At 63.0% G+C, this 19394-nt stretch carries 14 protein-coding genes; 7 read left to right on the top strand and 7 right to left on the bottom strand.

The window, feature by feature from the left end; genetic code table 11:
• The first annotated feature begins 86 nt into the window (after positions 1-86).
• Positions 87-749 carry a fimbrial protein gene (locus U0029_RS15515; protein ID WP_114851639.1) on the top strand — a complete coding sequence of 221 codons (663 nt, stop codon included), beginning with the start codon at positions 87-89 and terminating at the stop codon, positions 747-749.
• Between the two features lie 4 nt (positions 750-753).
• Here U0029_RS15515 and U0029_RS15510 read toward each other — a convergent pair whose 3' ends face one another.
• From U0029_RS15510 to U0029_RS15490, 5 genes are all read right to left on the bottom strand, one after another.
• On the bottom strand, positions 754-2091 hold the full coding sequence (locus U0029_RS15510) for an NAD(P)H-dependent oxidoreductase (RefSeq protein WP_012416024.1): 1338 nt from the start codon (positions 2089-2091) through the stop codon (positions 754-756).
• A 77-nt stretch (positions 2092-2168) separates the two neighbouring features.
• Complete coding sequence (locus tag U0029_RS15505; RefSeq protein ID WP_114851640.1) at positions 2169-2729, bottom strand: 5' nucleotidase, NT5C type; 561 nt, start codon at positions 2727-2729, stop codon at positions 2169-2171.
• Between the two features lie 93 nt (positions 2730-2822).
• Complete coding sequence (locus U0029_RS15500) at positions 2823-4313, bottom strand: efflux transporter outer membrane subunit (protein ID WP_012416026.1); 1491 nt, start codon at positions 4311-4313, stop codon at positions 2823-2825.
• Between the two features lie 16 nt (positions 4314-4329).
• Positions 4330-7512, bottom strand: a complete 3183-nt coding sequence (locus U0029_RS15495) for an efflux RND transporter permease subunit (RefSeq protein WP_114851641.1) — start codon at positions 7510-7512, stop codon at positions 4330-4332.
• Between the two features lie 20 nt (positions 7513-7532).
• Complete coding sequence (locus U0029_RS15490; RefSeq protein WP_012416028.1) at positions 7533-8720, bottom strand: efflux RND transporter periplasmic adaptor subunit; 1188 nt, start codon at positions 8718-8720, stop codon at positions 7533-7535.
• A 243-nt stretch (positions 8721-8963) separates the two neighbouring features.
• Here U0029_RS15490 and U0029_RS15485 point away from each other — a divergent pair, with 243 nt between their 5' ends.
• The 4 genes from U0029_RS15485 to kch all read left to right on the top strand — a co-directional run bounded on the left by U0029_RS15485 (position 8964) and on the right by kch (position 13316).
• Positions 8964-9986, top strand: coding sequence for a LysR family transcriptional regulator (locus U0029_RS15485; protein ID WP_012416029.1), 1023 nt, complete (start codon positions 8964-8966; stop codon positions 9984-9986).
• 94 nt (positions 9987-10080) lie between these two features.
• Positions 10081-11190 carry an AI-2E family transporter gene (locus U0029_RS15480; protein ID WP_012416030.1) on the top strand — a complete coding sequence of 370 codons (1110 nt, stop codon included), beginning with the start codon at positions 10081-10083 and terminating at the stop codon, positions 11188-11190.
• Positions 11191-11268: 78 nt separating this feature from the next.
• Positions 11269-12036 (top strand): phytanoyl-CoA dioxygenase family protein, encoded by a 768-nt coding sequence (locus U0029_RS15475; protein ID WP_114851642.1) that lies wholly within the window; start codon positions 11269-11271, stop codon positions 12034-12036.
• A gap of 110 nt (positions 12037-12146) precedes the next feature.
• Positions 12147-13316 carry a voltage-gated potassium channel protein gene (kch, locus tag U0029_RS15470; protein WP_169507453.1) on the top strand — a complete coding sequence of 390 codons (1170 nt, stop codon included), beginning with the start codon at positions 12147-12149 and terminating at the stop codon, positions 13314-13316.
• A 66-nt stretch (positions 13317-13382) separates the two neighbouring features.
• Here kch and U0029_RS15465 read toward each other — a convergent pair whose 3' ends face one another.
• Positions 13383-14054 (bottom strand): prepilin peptidase, encoded by a 672-nt coding sequence (locus U0029_RS15465; RefSeq protein WP_236824195.1) that lies wholly within the window; start codon positions 14052-14054, stop codon positions 13383-13385.
• Positions 14055-14064: 10 nt separating this feature from the next.
• Positions 14065-15258 carry a type II secretion system inner membrane protein GspF gene (gene gspF / locus U0029_RS15460; protein WP_114851644.1) on the bottom strand — a complete coding sequence of 398 codons (1194 nt, stop codon included), beginning with the start codon at positions 15256-15258 and terminating at the stop codon, positions 14065-14067.
• A gap of 134 nt (positions 15259-15392) precedes the next feature.
• Here gspF and gspD point away from each other — a divergent pair, with 134 nt between their 5' ends.
• On the top strand, positions 15393-17975 hold the full coding sequence (gene gspD / locus U0029_RS15455; RefSeq protein ID WP_114851645.1) for a type II secretion system secretin GspD: 2583 nt from the start codon (positions 15393-15395) through the stop codon (positions 17973-17975).
• Positions 17972-19393, top strand: coding sequence for a type II secretion system ATPase GspE (gspE, locus tag U0029_RS15450; RefSeq protein ID WP_114851646.1), 1422 nt, complete (start codon positions 17972-17974; stop codon positions 19391-19393). Before gspD ends, gspE begins: the two co-directional genes overlap by 4 nt.
• Position 19394: the final 1 nt, after the last annotated feature.

Below are 19394 nucleotides of genomic sequence, written 5' to 3'. Positions count from 1 at the left end.
GACAGCCGCGAAATACAGCCCCAATCCGATACCCATGCGCAGACATACTTTCAAGCTCTACCAGCCCATGTTTTAGAGTTGAAGCAATGCTTTCATCCGCAATCCGCAATCCGCAATCCGCAATCCGCAATCCGCAATCCGCAATTGAATGCGTGAAGATCACCGCCTTCACCTTGCTGGCGCTGGCGGGCATGGCCGCCGCGCCGGCCCATGCCGCCGATGGCATTGTCACCATTACCGGCGAGATTACCGATAGCACCTGCAAGATCAATGGGAAGGAGCCGCCGGCCAATATTTTCGTGGCGCTGCCCAAGATCTCGACCTCGGCCTTGAAAAGCGTCGGGGATACGGCGGGCGCCACGGCATTTACTATCACGCTTTCTGATTGTCCTGAAGCGATGGCTGGCGATGTCAAAGCGCATTTTGAACCTGGCGCGACGACAGATTACGCGCACGGCAATCTTTTCGCTTATACCGATGCGGCTTCGGTGACGCAGGCTGCGACGAGCATGCCGACGATCGCAGCAGCTAAAGTCGATAACCTGGGCATACAACTGGCCAATGCCAACGGTAGCAAAATCATGATCGGTGAATCGCCCTCAGGCGCGAGCGGCGTGTCTCTGGTTGAGAGCGGCGGGAAAAAGGGCGCCACCTTGCGTTATCTGGCGCGCTATATCAAAACGGGTAATGGCAATATTGCGGCAGGCAAGCTGGTGACCTATGTGCAGTATTCCATTGTCTATCCCTGAGCGCTTAAGCGAAGGCCTGTTCCATTTCGCGGCGCAGGCGCGCGGCCAGGGTTTCCTCGTCGTAGCTGACGTCCAGCGTGCGTATAGGCTGCGATTGGCGCACCGCATGTTTCAGTACTGCGCCCTCGGCCAGGCCGATAGGCAGATAGGCATCATCGGTTGAAATCCGAGCCGGCACTAGGCGGCCATAGACGCTGTATCCGCCCGCGCCATCCAGCACCTCGCCTGCCGCCATATCCCGTTTGGCGGTGGCGATTACATCGGCGTGCCAGGCCGTGGGCATGCCGGTGGGTTCGCGGCGCAGGCCGATGCTGGCCACGCTCATGCCGAGTTCCATGCCCATCAGGTGGTAGGGCCGGTACATGGCGGCGTAATTACCACTGGGGTCGGTGACCAGCCCGAAGTCCCGAAAAGAGCTGCGCACGAAGTCGCTATCGGCGGCCAGCGTGACGAATACCCCCCAGCGCAGATCACGAAACACCGAGCGGCCGTCACGCTCCAATGAGGACACGACTTCCACCTGGCCCCGATGATGCAGGATGCCTCCGTGCTCGCGCGGGCGCAGCACCCGGGCTAGGTCATCGACGCCGCAGGGCGGGTAGAACAGCCCCTGCGGCGCGGGCGTCAGGCCCGTGGCATTGGCGACGCTGGCCATTTCCAGTGCGCTCTTCGTACCGTCCAGAAAGCTGTTGAACAAACGGGCATCGAAATCGCCTGCAGCCACCATTTCGTCGGTGAAGCCGTAATAGGGCCATACCGTATCAGGCGTGGAGGTGTGAAACTCAGGAAGGTATTTGGTGCCTTTGCCTGCGGCCATGATTTCGAACCCGCAAGCCCTTGCCCAATCGACCATTTCGCAGATGAGCGCAGGCTGATCGCCATAGGCCAGCGAGTAAACAATGCCGGCTTCGCGCGCGCGGCGCGCCAGCAGCGGACCCGCCAGTGCATCGGCGGCGAGGTTTACCATAATGATGTCTTTGCGATATTCGCAGCACCACAGCGTGTGGGCGATGCCTTCGGCGGCCAGGGTGCTGGCGTCGATGACGATTTCTACATCGGGGTCGGCGATGACCTGTAAAGGGTCATCGCAGCAAAAGACCTTGCCGTGTTTGAGCGCCTCGTGGATGGTGGACGCGCCCAGTGTCTGGGCGGGCCAGCCGCAGCGGGTCAGGGCAGAGCGGGCCCGCGAGGCATCGCGGTCGGCTACGGCGATAAGACGGATGCCTGGGGTGCGTTGGGCCTGACTCAACAACATGGCGCTGAACTTGCCAATACCGATCAGCGCCAGGCGCAGCGGCTTGTTGTCGGTCTCGCGCTGTTTGAGCAGACGGTGCAGATTCATGGCTCACCTGGTCAGGGCCGGCCCCCGGTGTGGGCCTTTTGCAAACAGCATAGCGTCAATTGCCTGGTGTGAGGAGATCAGGTATCCGATTGGTAGAGCGCGCCGGCCAGGATGTTGCGCCAGTTCTGCCATGTCAGGCGCGGACAGCCGGTTTCCTGCCGGTTGTAGGGGGCGTCATAAATGATGTGGCGCCATTGTGGGCGTACCGCGCCCGGAATGTTCGGACGGTCGTCGATGAGCAAATCGCCCTGGATCAGGGTTTTGTCGCGGGTGAGGATGAGTCGTTCGGTCGCGGCGCGGCCAAGATGATGTTCGACCCACTGATATTTTTCGAGTACGCAGTTGTCATATTGCCGCAAGGGAGACGTGCAGATACGCACATCCATGCCCAGGGCAATCAGTTCGCGCACGGCCTCCAGCGCGCTCGCTACCGGCGGCAGATGGCGGATGAAGCCGGGCGCGGTGTAGATCGCTTCGGCACGGGCGCGCAGCGCCTCGGGGTAGTCTTCAAGAAGATGAAATGAACGGCGGTCTTCATAGGCGACAGGCGCAATATCGGGGTAGCGTTGACGCCAGGCGTCGATAAAGGCGTGTTCAAAATCGGCGAGCACGCCGTCTTGATCGAGCAGGATCAGCATGGTGTGTGGCGGTAGTAGCGTTGCGCGATTGTGCCATGCGGGTTTTGTCCGAGCGCAAGAGGTGGCCGGCGGTGACACTGCCGGCCACGTCAGTCAGCGCATTGCGGCCGTCTTGCCGGTTTCCTGGCCTGCTGCGGGTACGGCGCTGTCCCAGCCGCCGCCCAGCGCACGGATCAGATCGACCGTGGATCGCGCCTGCTCGCCGGTGAGCTGTACCGACAGGCGGCGTTGCGTCAGCACGGTACGGTCGGCCTCGATCACGTCCAGATAACTGATCGACCCTTCGCGGTACTGCGCGTGCGAGATGCTGGCTGCACGGGCGCTGGCGTCAACGGCCTCGCTTTGCGCTTGGGTCTGATTACCCAGGATACGTAGATTGGCGAGGTTGTCTTCGACTTCGCGAAAGGCGCTCAACACGGTCTGGCGGTATTGCGCCACGTCTTCCTCGTAAACCGCCAGGGCCCGATCCAGGCTTGCCTGACGGCGGCCGCCATCGAAGATGGGCAGCGACAAGGCGGTGCCGACCAGGGGGCCGAGCAGAAAGGTGCGGGATGACCACTGGAAAAGCTTGCTCAACTGCGAGGATTCATAGCCCAGCGCACCGGTGATTTCCAGGCGCGGGAAGAATGCCGACTTGGCCACGCCGACGCGGGCATTGGCCGATGCCATGGCGCGTTCTGCGGCGGCGATGTCGGGACGGCGCTCCAGCAGCGCCGAAGGCAAGCCGGCCGGCACCGTCACCAGTAGGGGTTTGAGCGGCTGCGGGGGCATGCTGAATTCGGCAGGGGTTTTTCCCAGCAGCACGGCCAGCGCGTGTTCGGCCGTGGCGCGCTGGCGGTCTACCCCTAGCGCTTCCGCTTGGGCCTGAGCCAGCTCCGACTTGGCGCGGGCGAGGTCGAGCTCACCGATGTCGCCGGCCTCAAAGCGGCGCTGAATCAGCGTGAGGCTTGCTTCGCGCAGCGCGACTGTCTGACGGTAGAGTTGCGATTCGGCATCGCGTTCCCGCACCAGAAAATAGGTGGAGGCCACGTCTGCTTGCAGGGCCAGCAGGATGGAGCGGTAGAGCGCTTCGCTTTGTTGAGCGTCGGCCGTGGCGGCGTCTACGCTGTTGGCGACTCTGCCGAACAGGTCGGCCTCATAGGCGGCACTTGCCTGGGCGCGCCACTGGGTTGAGGCGCTAGGGGAGGCGTTGTCGGACAAGTCTTGCGACGCAGGGGAAGGCCGCTGGCGATTAGGGCCGACACCGGCGTCCACCTTGGGGAAGAAGTCGGCGCGGGCGTCACGCTGCAGGGCGCGGGCCTGCGCCAGACGTGCGGCGGCGGCCTTGAGGCTTTGATTGGCGCCTAGCGCCTCCTCCTGCATGGCGTTGAGGGCCGTGTCGCCAAAAATTTTCCACCATTCGCCGCGCAGCGCCGCTTCCGAGGGCTGAGCCGTTTTCCAATTGCCGGCTTCCTGCGGCGCGGCTTCTTTGTACCGAGCTGGCGTGGCGGCGGCGGGTTGGTGGTAGTCAGGTCCCACCGCGCAGCCCGCCAGCACCAGAAGGGCGGCGAGCAGGGCGGATAGGCGGGCGATGCGTTGTGTCATGTTAGAACTCTCAGGTTCAATGAGCGTGATGTTGATGCAGGGGCGCGTCATGAGGCGAGGCCGAGTGCAGCTTGCGCTTGCTCAGGGTGCGCAACACCACATAGAAGACCGGTGTCAGGAAGAGGCCGAAGAGGGTCACGCCCAGCATGCCGAAGAACACGGCCACGCCCATCGCATGACGCATTTCGGAGCCTGCGCCGGAAGACAGCACCAGCGGCACCACACCCATAATGAAGGCGATAGAGGTCATCAAGATGGGGCGCAGCCGCAGGCGGCTGGCCTCGATGGCTGCCTCCAGCGGTGTCGAACCCTGCATTTCCAGCTCGCGGGCAAATTCCACGATAAGAATGGCGTTCTTGGCTGACAGGCCCACCAGCACCATGAAACCGATTTGCGTGAAGATGTTGTTGTCGCCGCCGGTCAGCCAGACGCCGGTCAGCGCGGCCAGGATGCTCATGGGCACGATCAGGATGACGGCCAGGGGCAGGGCCAGGCTCTCATACAGCGCAGCCAGCACCAGAAAGACCAGGAGCACCGAAATCGGGAAGACCCACAGGCCGGCGTTGCCCGCCAAGATCTGTTGATAGGTCAGGTCGGTCCATTCCATCTTCATGCCGCGAGGTAGCACCTCGGCGGCGATGCGCTCGGCGGCCGCCTGGGCCTGATTGGTGGAGAAGCCCGGCGCCGGGCCGCCATTGATGTCGGCGGCGGTATAGCCGTTGTAACGGACGACCATTTCGGAGCCAAAGGTCGGCTTGATCGTGACCAGCGAGGACAGCGGCACCATCTCGCCCGCAGCATTGCGGGTTTTCAGTTGCAGGATGTCTTGTGGATGCGAGCGGAAGGGGGCATCTGCTTGGGCGCGAACCTGGAAAACGCGGCCGAAACGGTTGAAGTCGTTCACATACATGGAGCCCAGGTAGATCTGCATGGTGTCGAACACCTCGCTTACCGGCACGCCCAGCTGCTTGGCCTTCACGCGATCTAGATCCACATCCAGTTGCGGCACATTGATCTGGTAGCTGGAGAAAGACGGCCCAAGCTCGGGGGTTTGCGCAGCCTTGGCCAGGAAGGCCTGCGCGGCGCGGTCCAGTTCGGCGTAGCCGAGCGCGCCGCGATCTTCGATTTGTAGTTTAAAGCCGCCCAATGTGCCCAGGCCCATGACCGGCGGGGGCGGGAAGACGGCCACAAAAGCGTCTTTGATGGCGCCGAATTTTTGGTTCAGGCTGGCGGCGATGGCATTGCCCGATAGCGCAGCCGATTGGCGCTCTTCGAAGGGCTTGAGCGTGACGAACACGATGCCTGCGCTGGAGCTGTTGGTGAAGCCGTTGATCGATAGCCCGGGGAAGGCAATGGCGCTTTTCACGCCGGGTTCGGCCAGGGCGATGTCCGTCATGCGGCGGATGACGGCATCGCTGCGGTCCAGCGATGCGCCATTGGGCAGTTGCGCGAAGCCGATCAGATATTGCTTGTCCTGAGCGGGCACGAAGCCGCCGGGCACCAGATAGGAGATACCCACGGTCAGCGCCAGCAGCAGCGCGTACACGCCCATGGCCTTGCTCTTGTGCCGGATTACGCCTTCGACGTTGGTGGCGTAGCGGTCGGAGGCGCTGCCGAACAGGCGGTTGAAGGCGGCGAAGAATCGGCCCAGAAAGCGGTTCATCTGGCGTGTCAGCCAGTCGGGTTTGTCATGGTGGCCGCGCAGCAGCAGGGCCGACAGGGCGGGCGAGAGCGTGAGCGAATTGAAGGCCGAGATCACCGTCGAGATGGCGATGGTCATGGCGAATTGCTTGTAGAACTGGCCAGACAGGCCGGTCATGAAGGCCAGCGGCACGAACACCGCGCAAAGCGTGAGGGCGATGGCGATGATGGGACCGCTGACCTCGCGCATGGCGCGATAGGTGGCCTCTCTAGGGCTCAGTCCTGCTGCGATATTGCGTTCAACGTTTTCCACCACCACGATGGCGTCATCCACCACAATCCCGATGGCGAGCACCATGCCGAACAGGGACAGGGCATTGATCGAGTAGCCGAACATCAGCAAGAAGGCGAAGGTGCCGACGATGGAGACGGGCACGGCCAGCAGCGGGATGATGGAGGCGCGCCAGGTTTGCAGGAAGAGGATCACGACCAGCACCACGAGGGCGATGGCTTCGAGCAGGGTATGCACCACGGCCTCGATGCTGGAGCGCACGAACTGCGTGGGGTCATACTCGATGCGGTACTCCACACCCGGTGGGAAGTCCTGCGAGAGTTCCTGCATGGTGTTGCGTACTTGCGTTGCGACATCCAGTGCGTTGGCGCCGGGCGACTGCATGATGCCCATGCCTACGGCGGGCTTGTTGTCCAGCAGCGAGCGCAGTCCGTATTCTTGCGCGTCCAGTTCCACCCGGGCCACACCAGCCAGATGGGTGACACCGCCATCGGGCGAAGTCTTGAGGACGATGTCGCGGAATTCTTCTTCGGTTTGCAGACGGCCGCGCGCATTGACGTTGAGCTGCAAGGGCACATCGCTCAGGGTGGGCGAGGCGCCGATCACGCCAGCGGCGACTTGCACATTCTGCTCGCGGATGGCGGCTACGACTTCCGAGGCGGTCATGCCGCGCTGGGCGACTTTTTGCGGGTCCAGCCAGACGCGCATCGAATAGTTGCCAGAACCCCATACTGTCGCCTCACCCACGCCATTGATGCGCGAGAGGCGGTCCTTGATGTTGATGATGGCGTAGTTGCGCAGATAGGTGATGTCGTAGCGGTCGTTGGGCGAGATCAGGTGCACCACCAGCGTCAGGGTGGGCGAGGTTTTGGTCGTGGTGACGCCTAGGCGCTGCACATCCGGAGGCAGGCGCGGCAAGGCCTGCGAGATGCGGTTTTGCACCAGTTGCTGCGCCTTGTCGGGGTCCATGCCCAGCTTGAAATTCACGGTCAGCGTGAGGTTGCCGTCGCTGTTGGCCTGCGACTGCATATAGATCATGTCCTCGACGCCATTGATGGCTTCTTCGAGCGGAGAGGCCACGGTTTCGGCGATGACCTTGGGGTTGGCGCCGGGGTATTGGGCGCGAACCACGACCGAAGGCGGCACCACTTCCGGATATTCGGAAATGGGTAGCTGGAACATGGCCAGCAGACCGCCCAGCAGAACCAACACCGACAGCACGCCCGCGAAAATGGGCCGGTCGATGAAAAACTTGGAGATATTCATGTGAGGCTCCGGGCCTGGTTTTACTTCAGGGCTGCCGCAGCCGTCTTGACCGCTTGCGGCGCCGTGTCCATAGACACGACGGTGGGCGCGACAACCGAGCCTGGGCGCACGCGCTGCAAGCCGTTGACGACGATTTGCTCGCCGGGCTTCAAGCCTTTTTCGATAACTTGCAGCGGGCCGAGGTTGGCGCCCAGGGTCACTTCGCGGTAGTTGGCGCGGTGTTGATCGTCTAGCACCAGCACATAGCGCTTGTTTTGGTCGGTGCCGATGGCTTTTTCGTCGACCAGCACGGCTTCGCGGGGGCCGCCGCCGCCCAGGCGCACTCTGGCGTAGAGTCCGGGCAGCAGGCTGCCGTCGTGGTTGTCGAACACCGCGCGCAGGCGGATGGTGGCCGAGTTGCTGTCCAGGCGGTTGTCCACGTAATGCACCACGCCTTCACGCGAATAGCCGTCTTCATTGGCCAGGCCGAGCTGCACAGGCACCTCGGTGCCGGCGGCGCGCGCCGGGTTAACAGACTTCAGGAAGGTTTGCTCATCCACGTCGAAAGCGGCGTAAATAGGCGAGACCGAGACCAGCGTGGTGAGCGGCAGGGTTTGCGCGCCGGCGTTCACCACATTGCCCACCGTGACTTCCGCACGCGAGACCCGGCCGTCCACGGGCGCGGTGATACGGGTGTAGCCAAGATGGATGCGCGCCGATTCTTGCGCCGCCCTGGCGGCCAGCAGATGGGCGGCGGCCTCGCGCGCGGCGTTCTGTTTCTCCTCGAAGTCCCGCTTGGCGATGGCGTTGTCGCTCAAGAGGCGCTGAGCACGCGCTAGGTCGCTGGCCGTGTAGGCGGCGCGGGCTTGGGCGGCAGCCAGTTGCGCGGCAGCACGATCGACTTCGGCCGCATAGGGGCGGGGATCGATGGTGAACAGCACGTCTCCCTTTTTGACCAGCGCGCCATCCTTGAAGTGGACCTCGGTCAGGGTGCCTGACACCAGGGGACGGATATCCACCCGGTCGATGGCTTCCAGGCGGCCGGAGTAGCGCTGCCAGTCAAGGATGGTGCGCGCCAGGGCGGGCGCGACATCGACGGCGGCCGCAGCGGGCTGTCCTTCGGCGTGGGCCACCCCCCCGGAGGCGGGTAATAGCGTGTAAGCGGCGCCTGCGGCCAGCAGGGCGGCGGCAACCGTCAGGGCCGCGATACGATGGCGCGAAAGCGTCATGGTGTTTCCTTGATGCAAGTATTTGGGGGGGATCGGGCCGGGTGAGGGAAGGGCGGGGCAGGTAGGAATGCTGCGGCGCGCAATTCGAAGACAGTCCGACAAACCGAGATAGACGGGGCGATTCTGAGCGTTTCGACGGGCAGAATAAACAATGGCTATCCGGCAATACTGTTCGTTTTGAACGTACAATTAATCGAAAATCGGCTGTATCCTAGGCGCACAATTTCTTGATAGGACAGAAACATGGATCGTTTCCAAGCCATGCAGGTCTTTGTTCGTGTGGTCGAAGCAAACAGCTTCACGCGCGCCGCAGAGAGTCTTACGCTGCCCCGCACAACGGTTACCACCATCATTCAAAATCTGGAGCGCCATCTCGGCGTGCGCTTGCTAAACCGCACGACGCGGCGCATCAGCCTGACACCAGACGGCGCGGCCTATTACAAGCACGCCACCCGTATTCTGGCCGAGGTCTACGAGACGGAAGCCTGTTTGCAGGATGCGGCCGCACGTCCGCAAGGCCGTCTCCGTATCGACGTGCCGGCGTCCGTTGGTCAGCTCATCCTGATTCCTGCCCTGTGTGATTTCCACACCCGTTACCCGGATGTGGAGCTGGTGATCGGCATGGGCGACCGCAAAGTGGATCTGGTTCAGGAGGCCGTGGACTGTGTGATCCGGAGCGGTGAGCTGGAAGACTCCAGCCTGGTTGCGCGTCGTATCGGCACGGTTCAGACCGTGACCTGCGCCACGCCCAGCTATCTCGAGCGTTATGGCACGCCCGAGTCCTTGCAGGATCTGGAGCGCCACCATGCGGTGCACTATTTTTCTTCGGGCGGCCGGCAGTGCGCCTGGACCTTTATGGTTGATGGTAAAGAGCAGCTCGTGGACGTGGCGGGTACGGTGTCGGTCAATGACTGGAGCGCCCATCTGACTTGCGGCCTTAACGGCTTTGGTCTGATCCAGACGGCACGCTATATGGCCCTGCCGCATCTGCTGTCTGGGGCCTTGGTCGAGGTGCTGCCGCAATGGAAGCCCAAGTCGGTGCCGATTTCGCTGCTGTATTTGCAGAATCGTCAGCTTTCGCCCAAGGTGCGGGTGTTTTCCGACTGGGTGGCAGATTTGTTCGCGGGCTGCACGCTCTTGTCGGGCCGTGATGAAAATGAGCCTGGCGTGTTGGTATGCAAGGTTCAGCAGCCGACGCTGCTGCCGGCTGGCGAGCATGAAGCGCGCCGCCGCGTGCCGCAAGATATGCCCGAGTTCGTTATGTAAATTTCAGACCGGCAGGCCACATGATGGGGACGGAACCTAAAAACTAGGTATATTGCAGGGGTCTTTCCTGCAATACCAGAGAGCCGTCTAGCCTATGCAGCAGCCCGTCTTTCCCGTTTACCTGATCGCCCGCTGGTTGTTGCTGCTGGTCGTGGCTGCGGGGCTTTATTTTCTTTCCGGTTTTTTGGTGCCCGCCTTGGCGGCCCTCATCATCGGCCTGGCGACCTGGCCGCTTTACGAACGGGTAGTGCGCTTTTGTAAAGGCCGCAACATTCTGGCGGCCACGCTGGCATTGTGCATCGTCGTGCTGGTGGTGGTGGTGCCGCTGTCGATGGCCTTGACCTATGCCTTCAAAGAGGCGAGCAACTTTTTCGCCTGGGCGCTGGCGGCCAATAAACATGGTGTGGAGGTGCCATTCTGGATTTCCTCTCTGCCCGGTGTGGGGGAGCGCCTCTCTCAGTACTGGACCACCTACCTGGGCGAGCCGCATGCCCTGGGTGCGATGGTGGAGTTGGTCAGTGGAGAGCATCTGGGCAATATCTACCGCATGGCGCTGTCGGCCACGGGTAATGTTTTTCAGTGGTTGCTGACGCTGCTTTTCATGCTGATCACACTCTTTTTCGTCTACAAAGATGGCAAGAGCATGGTTGCCCAGCTGGATATTCTTGGCGAGCGCGTGCTGCCGGCCCGCTGGAAGCGTTTCTCGCGCGTTGTGCCGGCCACCGTCAGTTCCACCGTTACCGGCATGTGCCTGATCGCCCTGGGCGAAGGCGTGGTGCTGGGCCTGGCTTATTGGATCGCCGGGGTGCCGTCGCCCGTCTTGCTGGGCGTGATTACCGGCTTCATGGCCTTGATTCCGGGCGGCGCGCCGCTGTCTTTCACCTTGGTGTCGCTTTACCTGGTGGGGTCCAACCATCTGGTGGCCGGCGTCGGCCTGTTCGTCTGGGGCACGGTCGAGCTTTTCATCGTGGATAAGACGCTGCGGCCCAGGTTGGTAGGCGGGCCGGTCAAACTGCCTTTTCTGCCGACGTTCTTCGGCCTGGTGGGCGGCGTGAAAACCATGGGCATCGTGGGCCTGTTCGTCGGGCCGGTGCTGATGGCTTTGCTGGTCGCCATCTGGCGCGAATGGGTGCGCAATACCGAGCGTGATTGCGATCTGGAGCGTGGCATGCCTTCTGAGCGGGGTCCTGGCCCCAGCGACTGAGTCGCCGCAGGAGTATCCTAGGCCCGGGAAGACCGGTCAGGCGACGCGGTCTTGCCTTGCCTAGTATAGAGAGAGAAAATGCCCACCCTTTCGGTTGCCGATCTGGTCGCCACCCTGCGCCAACAGGGTTTCGCGATAGCCCGCAACTTTGCTTCACCCTCAGAGGTTCAGGCGCTGCGCGCCGCAGCCGAGCATGATCTGCACCATCAGATCGCTCCGGTCGAATACGAAGCCGACCTGCAATATCCCGGCGCGCCATCCTCGCGGGCGGCGGCAGGCGGCATGACCGTGCGGCGTCTGCTTGATGCCTACGGCCGGGGGCCGCGCTTTCAGCAATGGGCTACGCAAGCCGCGATCAGCGAGGTGTTGCGTGCCTATTTCGACGGACGCCGGCCGGTGGTCTCGACGGTGCATCACAACTGTGTCATGACCAAGCATCCGATGTATGGCAGCCTGACGGGCTGGCACCAGGACATCCGCTATTGGTCGTTTCCGCAACAGGATCTGGTGTCCTGTTGGCTGGCCCTGGGGCCGGAGTCGCCGCATAACGGCGGCCTGTTTTTCGTGCCCGGCTCGCATGCGGCCGCCTATGGTCCCGAGTGCTTCGATAGCCAGAAATTCTTCCGTGACGACTTGCCGGCCAACCAGGCCTGGATCGCGCGCGCCGTAAGTCCGGAGCTTGAGGCGGGCGATGTGGTGTTTTTCCATTGCCGCACCCTGCATGCGGCGCAGCAGAATCGTAGCGGCAGGGTCAAGCTGTCTCTGGTGCATACCTATTACCCGGAAGATTGTCCGCCTGTCGAGGGCACGCGCTCGTCGTCGCGCCCAGGGGTGTTACTGGCTTGATTCGCCATCGCTCTGCCGCCTGTGAGCGGCAGGGCGGGGAAAAATAGGCCCACGTCACGGATACTGCGCTGATAAACTTTGGCAGCCCTGGCCTTTTTGCGGACACCATGCTGACCAAGCTGCGTTCCTTTTTCGCGCGCTTTTTCCCCTCCCATCTGGTTCTTGCGGTGCTGGTTGCCCTCGTCGGTTACCTGCATCTGCTGTCTGCCTTCAATCAGGCCGGCAGGCCCGATTTCGAGTTTTTCTCGAGTTTCGATTCTTGGCGCGACGCCATCGAGGCGGTGGGCCTGCTCGACGCTCCCCGCGCCCTGCTCGGCCTGGGCCTGGTGTTCATGGCGCTGGGCCTGTTGCTGCGGGCGCGGATTGCCTGGGCGTTTTCGCTGTTGATGCTGGTGGTGGTGGGGATATTGGGCTATCTGGGCAGCGCCAATATGCTGCTCAACCTTTTCAACCTGCTGACCTTTATGCTTCTGGTGGCGGCATGGTCGGTGTTCAACCGGGCCAGTCTGGCGGCGGGCAGTCTGTTCACCGTCATCGCCATTCTTTCCTTGCTGGCCTATGCCATCTTCGGCAGTCTGTATCTGGGGCCGGAATTCGCGCCGGCCATCAGCAGCTTGCCGGCGGCGATTTATTTCTCGGTCGTCACGATGTCTACGGTCGGCTATGGCGACATCGTGCCGCACAGCGATGCGGCGCGTTATTTCACGCTGTCGGTCATCATTCTGGGTATCACGGTGTTCGCCACTTCCATTAGCGCCATCGCGGGCCCAGTGATTGGCGGCAACGTCAAACGACTTATCAAAGGCAGGATCGCTCACGCCATGCGTCACGACCACATTATTCTCGCCGGTGCCTCCTCGCTCGCTGCGGCGGTTTATCCGGTGCTCCGCGCCCATGGTTACGCCGTTACGGCAATTGTTCCGGAAGGTGAGCAGCACCGCTATCCCGATGGGACAGACCTGATCGAGGGGGACCCCACCACTTCGGCGGTGCTGATTGAGGCCGGCGCACAGCGTGCCCGCTATGTGCTGGCCTTGAGCGGCGACGATGCCGAAAATGCCTTTATCGTGCTGGCGGCCAAAGATGTCGGCTCGCCTGAAACCCGAACCGTAGCGGTAGCCAATTTGCCCGAGCATCTCGTCAAGCTCAAACGGGTGCAGCCCGATATCGTGTTCTCGCTGCAGCAGATGGTGGGAGAGCTGCTTGCCCGCACACTGGGGGGCGAGAAGATCGATCAGGCCTTTATCGACAACCTGTTCACGGGCAACAAAAACCATTGATCGGCGGTCGCGTGCCCTCTTTGCGCCCTTGTGGGCTTGGCGGGGCAGTAATGTGACAGGGTCTGATCAGAGCGGCAGCGAGGGGAGAAACAAAGCTGCTATGCCGGCGGCCGCCAAAAAAGGGCCGAAGGGCAAGGCGCGGTGACCGCGCGTCAGCATCCACAGGATGGCGCTCAGGCTGGCCAGCAAGACAATGTCGATCAGGCGGATGGCTCCGAACCAGGCGCCCAGCGCAGCCATGAGCTTGAAGTCGCCGCCACCCATGCCGTCGCTGCCACGCGCCAGGCGTAAGCCCTGTGCGGCCAGCCAGGGCAGGGCATAGCCCAGCGCCGCGCCTACGACGGCCTGAGCCAGCGGAGCGAAAGCATGGTCGAGGTTCACCAGCAATCCGGCCCAGAGCAGGGGCTGCGTCAGGATATCGGGCAGCAGGCGGGTGCGCCGGTCAATGTCCGCGAGGGTAAGTAAAACGGCGCACAAGAGCAGTGCTTGCAGCGAACCCAGTGTCCAGCCAAAGCGCCAGCCGCAAGCCAGGGCCAGGGTGCAGGCGGCGGCAAGGAACAGGGCTTGCCTGCGACCGCGGCCGGGCGGCGAAAGTTTGCCGAATTCGGCCTCGATGGCGGCTTCGTCCTGCATCCATTGCCGGATAACCAGGCCGGGCAGCCGCTCCGCGGCCAGCCAGGCCATCAGCCCGCTCAGGAGACCGGCGGCGATCGCGGCCAGAAGATCAGGGATAGACATAGGGGCGGGATCAGCGGATGAGCTGATTCATTTCCAGTATGGGCATCATCACGGCCAGCACGATGAGCAGCACCAAGCCGCCCATAACCAGGATGAGCGCGGGCTCGAGCAAGGCCGTCATGGCCAGGGCGCGCCGTTCCAGATCGCGCGACAGGTTGCGTGCGCATTGATCGAGCAGTTCGGGCAGCTGCCCGGTTTTTTCGCCGCTGGCCACCAGATGGATGAGGATGGGCGGAAAGACCTTGCGGCGGGCCAGGGCGCCAGACAACGAGGCGCCCTTGCCGACGTGCTCGGCGGCCTCCTGCACGGCGGTGCGCAACACATCGTTGGTCATGGTGCGCCGAGCCGCATCGAGCGCGGCCAGAATCGGCACGCCGCTGCCGCAGAGAATCGCCAGTGTCGAGGCAAAGCGCGCCGCGTTAACCCCCAGCACGAAACGGCCTGCCAGCGGCAGGCGCATCAGCTGGCCGTGCCAGGCAGCGCGGGCTGCCGGCATGCGCAGGCTATAGCGCCATAGCGCGATCAGGGCCGTCAGCCCTAGGCCGCTTATCAGGCCCCATTCGCGCACATAGTCTGAAAGCGCCAGCATGATGCGGGTGAGCAGGGGCAGTTGCTGCTTGGCGTGGCTGAAAGCCGACACGACTTGCGGCACGACATAGCCTAATAGAAAAATTACGATCAGCACCGACACCGCACCCACGACCACCGGGTAGATGAAGGCGGTGAGCACCTTGCTGCGCAGGGCGTTGCGCTCTTCGATGTAGTGGGCCAGTTTCTCCATGACCTGGGAGAGATCGCCCGACTCTTCGCCCGCGCCGATCAGCGCGCGATAGATTTCAGGAAAGTCCCGCGGCCGTGACGCCAGGGCCGAGGACAGCTTGTGGCCGGCGCGCACGTCGTCGCGCACGCCGGTCAGGGTCGTGGCGATATGACGCTTTTCGGCCTGCTCCAGCGTGATGGTCAGGGCGGCGTCCAGCGGCAAGCTGGCCGCCAGCAGGCTGGCCAATTGGCGCGTGAGCCAGGCCAGATCTGCGTCGGAAAGGCGGGCCTGCAAGGCGCCGCCCTGAGCCGCGCGCGCGGTCGAAATCGGGAAAAGCCCACGGCTGCGCAATTGATTGCGGGCGCTGCGTTCGCTCTCGGCATCCAGGGTGCCCCGGACGATTTTTCCCAGAGCGTCGCTGGCCTCATAGCGGTAGGAGGGCATGTCATCTGCCTGCAATGCAAAAACTGCGAGGCTGTCAGATTGGCGCTGAAATATGACCGTAGTATTTCATGGTCATACTCGCCGTTCTCAGGTGCTTTCCCGCACTCGTTACTGGCCAATGTGCTCATCTCGTCATGCGTTTCTTTCTGTCTATGGGTCTCGCCCTGGTGCTGACCGCAGCAAGTCCCCTCAACGCGTTCGCGCAGCCGGCAGCCGACAAGCCAGCCAGCACATCGGATGGCAAAGTCAGCCTCAATTTCGTCGACACCGATATTCCAGCCGTTGTGCGCGCAATCTCTCTGTTCACGGATCAGGACTTCCTGATCGACCCGCGTGTCAAAGGCAAAATCACCCTGGTTTCCGAGCGGCCCGTGAGTCGCGAGCAGGCGCTGGCCCTGTTGAGCGGTTCTTTGCGCCTTCAGGGTTTTTCCATGGTTGAAGTCGCTGGCATCATGCGCGTCGTGCCCGAGGCGGATGCCAAGCTGCAAGGCACGGTCGTGGGCGCCGCGCGGAGAACGGCGGGCGGGCCCGTGCCGGTCTCCGACTTTCTGCGGGGCGCGGCCAGCGGGCAGATGATGACCCGCGTGTTCCCGCTGCGCTACGAAAACGCCGCCAACCTCGTGCCGGTGCTGCGCCCTATGGTGCCGCCCAACAACCCGGTGACGGCCTATCCAGGTAACAACACGGTGGTGGTGACCGACTACGCCGACAATCTGGAGCGCATCGCCGAGGTGATCGCCCGCATCGACGTGCCCAGCGCCCTGTCTACCGACGTGGTGCCGATCAAGGGCGGTATCGCTTCCGACATCGCCGCCCTGGCCTCGCAACTGCTGGACACCCAGAGCAACGATCCCACGCAGCGCATCACCATCGTGGCCGACCCGCGCAGCAACAGCGTGCTGGTGCGCTCGGGGAGTTCTGGCCGCACTCGGCTGGCGCGGGATCTGATCGTCAAACTGGATGCGCAGCAATCTGTCGAGAGTAATCTGCATGTGGTGTATCTGCGCAACGCACAGGCCGCGCGCATCGCCGAGGTGCTGGGCGGTCTGCTGACCGGCCAGGCGAACAACCAGGCGGGGAGTGCGATCAACGGCGGCGCGGGCGGCTCGCGTAGCGGCGCGGCCAGCCCGCCCGCCGGGAATATGCCCTCGCGTAGCGGCGCGTCGGGCGGCAACTACAACGGCGGCAGCACCGGTCTGGGCGGCTCTGGCAATGAGCGCATCGCACGCGAGGAAGTGAGCAACCAGCCGCTGTCCTTCAGCGCAGGCGGCGCGACGGTGCAGGCCGACCCGGCCACCAATTCGCTCATTATTTCCGCACCCGAACCGCTTTACCGTAATCTGCGCACGGTGATCGACCAGCTCGATCAGCGCCGCGCGCAGGTCTTGGTCGAAAGCATGATTGTCGAGGTGTCGGAAGACAAGGCCTCAGAGTTCGGTATTCAGTGGATGACCGGCGCCGGCAATATCAACAGCAATAGCACCTCCTTTATTGGCGGCACTAATCTCGGCGGCAGCGGCCTGGGCGGCGTGCAGGGACCGACCTCGCTCGATGTGCTGGGCAAGGGCCTGAGCCTGGGCGTGGTCAAGGGGACAGTGGATGTGCTGGGCAACAAGGTCATCAATCTGGGCGTGCTGGCCCGCGCGATGCAGAAAGACGGCGAAGCCAATATTCTTTCTACGCCGAATCTGCTGACGCTGGACAACCAGTCGGCCAGCATACTCGTGGGCAAAACCGTGCCTTTCGTGACGGGGCAATACGTAACCTCCGGCGGCAATGGCAGCAGCAATCCCTTTCAGACCATCGAGCGCGAAGACGTCGGCCTCAAGCTCAATATCCGCCCGCAGATTTCCGAGGGGGGCGCGGTCAAGCTGGACATCTATCAGGAAGTCAGCAGCATCGACACCAGCAACTCGACGGCGGTGTCCGGTGTCGTGACCAATAAGCGCGCGATCGACACCAGCGTGCTGGTCGAAGATGGCCAGATCATTGTGCTGGGCGGCCTGCTGGAGGACAGCGTGTCGCAGGGCGCCAATGGTGTGCCGGGCCTGTCGTCTATCCCTATTCTGGGCGCGCTGTTTCGCTATGATTCGCGGCGTCATACCAAGACCAATCTGATGGTTTTTCTGCGCCCTTATGTGGTGCGCGATAACCGCCGTGCGGCCTCGCTGACGATGGACCGCTACGACTATATGCGCCGCCAGCAGGCCGCTTCGCAACCCGAGGCGCACTGGCTGTTGCCGCAGGTGCAGACGCCCGAACTGACGCCGCCGGGAAGCCGTGGATCGGTGTCGAACAACATCTACGATATGCGTCCGGAGCAGCTTGCGCAGACCATGCGCCGCGATCCGCCGCCGACGCTTAGCGCGTCTGTGGTGCGCCAATTGCCGCCGACGCGCAAGTTCTCTCCGGATGAGCCCATCCGCGCGAGTCTGCCGATTGGGGTGACGGTGGCGCTCGACCCCTCCGATTTGGAATCGACGGCGGGCAATGACGGCACGGTGCTGCAATTCGCATCGGTGCAAGAGCAGCGCGAAGCCGAGCAGATCGCTCGCCGCGTGCAATCCAGCGGCTTGTCGGCCTATGTGCAGGTCGGCCCAGGCGGTATGGGTTATGTGGTGCGCAGCCAGGTCTCCAATGACGCGGGCACTGTGCAGACCGCGATGACGCTGTTGCGTGAGTTGGGCTATCCGGCGCAGATCATCAAAAGCCTATGAGTGTCCATCCCCTGCCTTATGCCTGGGCGCGTGCGCAGCGCGCGGTACTCAGTCTGCGCGCCGGGCAGGCGCAGCTGACGGTCAGTCCCCGCACGCCCTCCTGGGCGGTGCGCGAGGTGCGGCGCCGGCATGGAGAGGTTCTGCTGCACGAGGTGGATGACCAAACACTGGAAAGCCTGCTCACCGCCAGCTACACGCATGGCGAAGACGCGGCCTCTGTCATGGGTGTGGCCGAGAACGAAATCGATCTGGACCGCCTGCTGCAAGATATCCCCGAAGTAGCGGACCTGTTGGAAGCCCAGGATGACGCGCCCGTCATTCGTATGATCAACGCCCTGTTTGCGCAGGCCGCGCGCGATGGCGCCAGCGATATCCATATCGAGCCGTTCGAGACACATTCTGCGGTGCGCTTTCGCGTGGATGGCACGCTGCGCGATGTGGTCACGCCGCGCAAAGGGCTGCATGCTGCGCTAATTTCACGTATCAAGATCATGGCGCACCTGGATATCGCCGAGAAGCGCTTGCCGCAAGACGGGCGTATCGCCCTGCGGGTGGGCGGGCGGCCGATCGATGTGCGTGTCTCGACGCTGCCGACCGGGCACGGCGAGCGCGCTGTGCTGCGTCTGCTCGATAAAGAGGCTGGGCGGCTGCAATTAGAGCGCTTGGGGATGAGTCCCCGCGTGCTGGGCCAGCTTGATCGTTTGATACGCCAGCCGCATGGCATCGTGCTGGTGACCGGTCCGACCGGCAGCGGCAAGACCACCACCCTGTATGCCGCGCTAAGCCGTCTGGATGCCGCCACCAGCAATATCCTGACGGTGGAAGACCCGATCGAGTATGACCTGCCGGGGGTAAGCCAGACACAGATCAACGCCAAGATCGACATGAGCTTTGCGATGGCGCTGCGCGCGATTCTGCGTCAGGACCCGGACGTGATCATGATCGGTGAAATCCGCGACCTCGAAACCGCGCAGATCGCTGTGCAGGCCTCGTTGACCGGCCATTTGGTGCTAGCCACCCTGCACACCAATGATTCGGTGTCCGCCGTCACCCGTCTGGTCGACATGGGGGTAGAGCCTTTCCTGCTCGCCTCCTCCCTGTTGGGGGTGCTGGCTCAGCGCCTGGTGCGCCGTCTGTGCCCGGCCTGCAAAACGCCGGTCGATGGCGGGCCGCAATATCGCGCGGTGGGTTGCCCCCTTTGCAATCACAGCGGCTATAGCGGACGCTCGGGCATTCATGAGCTGTTTGTCGTCGATGATGGGGCGCGCAGCCATATTCACGACGGCCGCGACGAACGCGCATTGCGCGTGGCCGCCGTGGCGGCGGGCCTGCGCAGCATGCGCGAAGATGGGCAGCGCTGGGTCGATGCGGGAGAGACCTCGGCCGAGGAGGTCTTGAGGGTGACCAAGGACGATTGAA

This window comes from Bordetella avium (assembly GCF_034424645.1).
Lineage (GTDB): Bacteria > Pseudomonadota > Gammaproteobacteria > Burkholderiales > Burkholderiaceae_B > Bordetella > Bordetella avium.
Note: the sequence above shows the minus strand (reverse complement) of the source record. Positions and strands in the feature narration are given on the sequence as shown.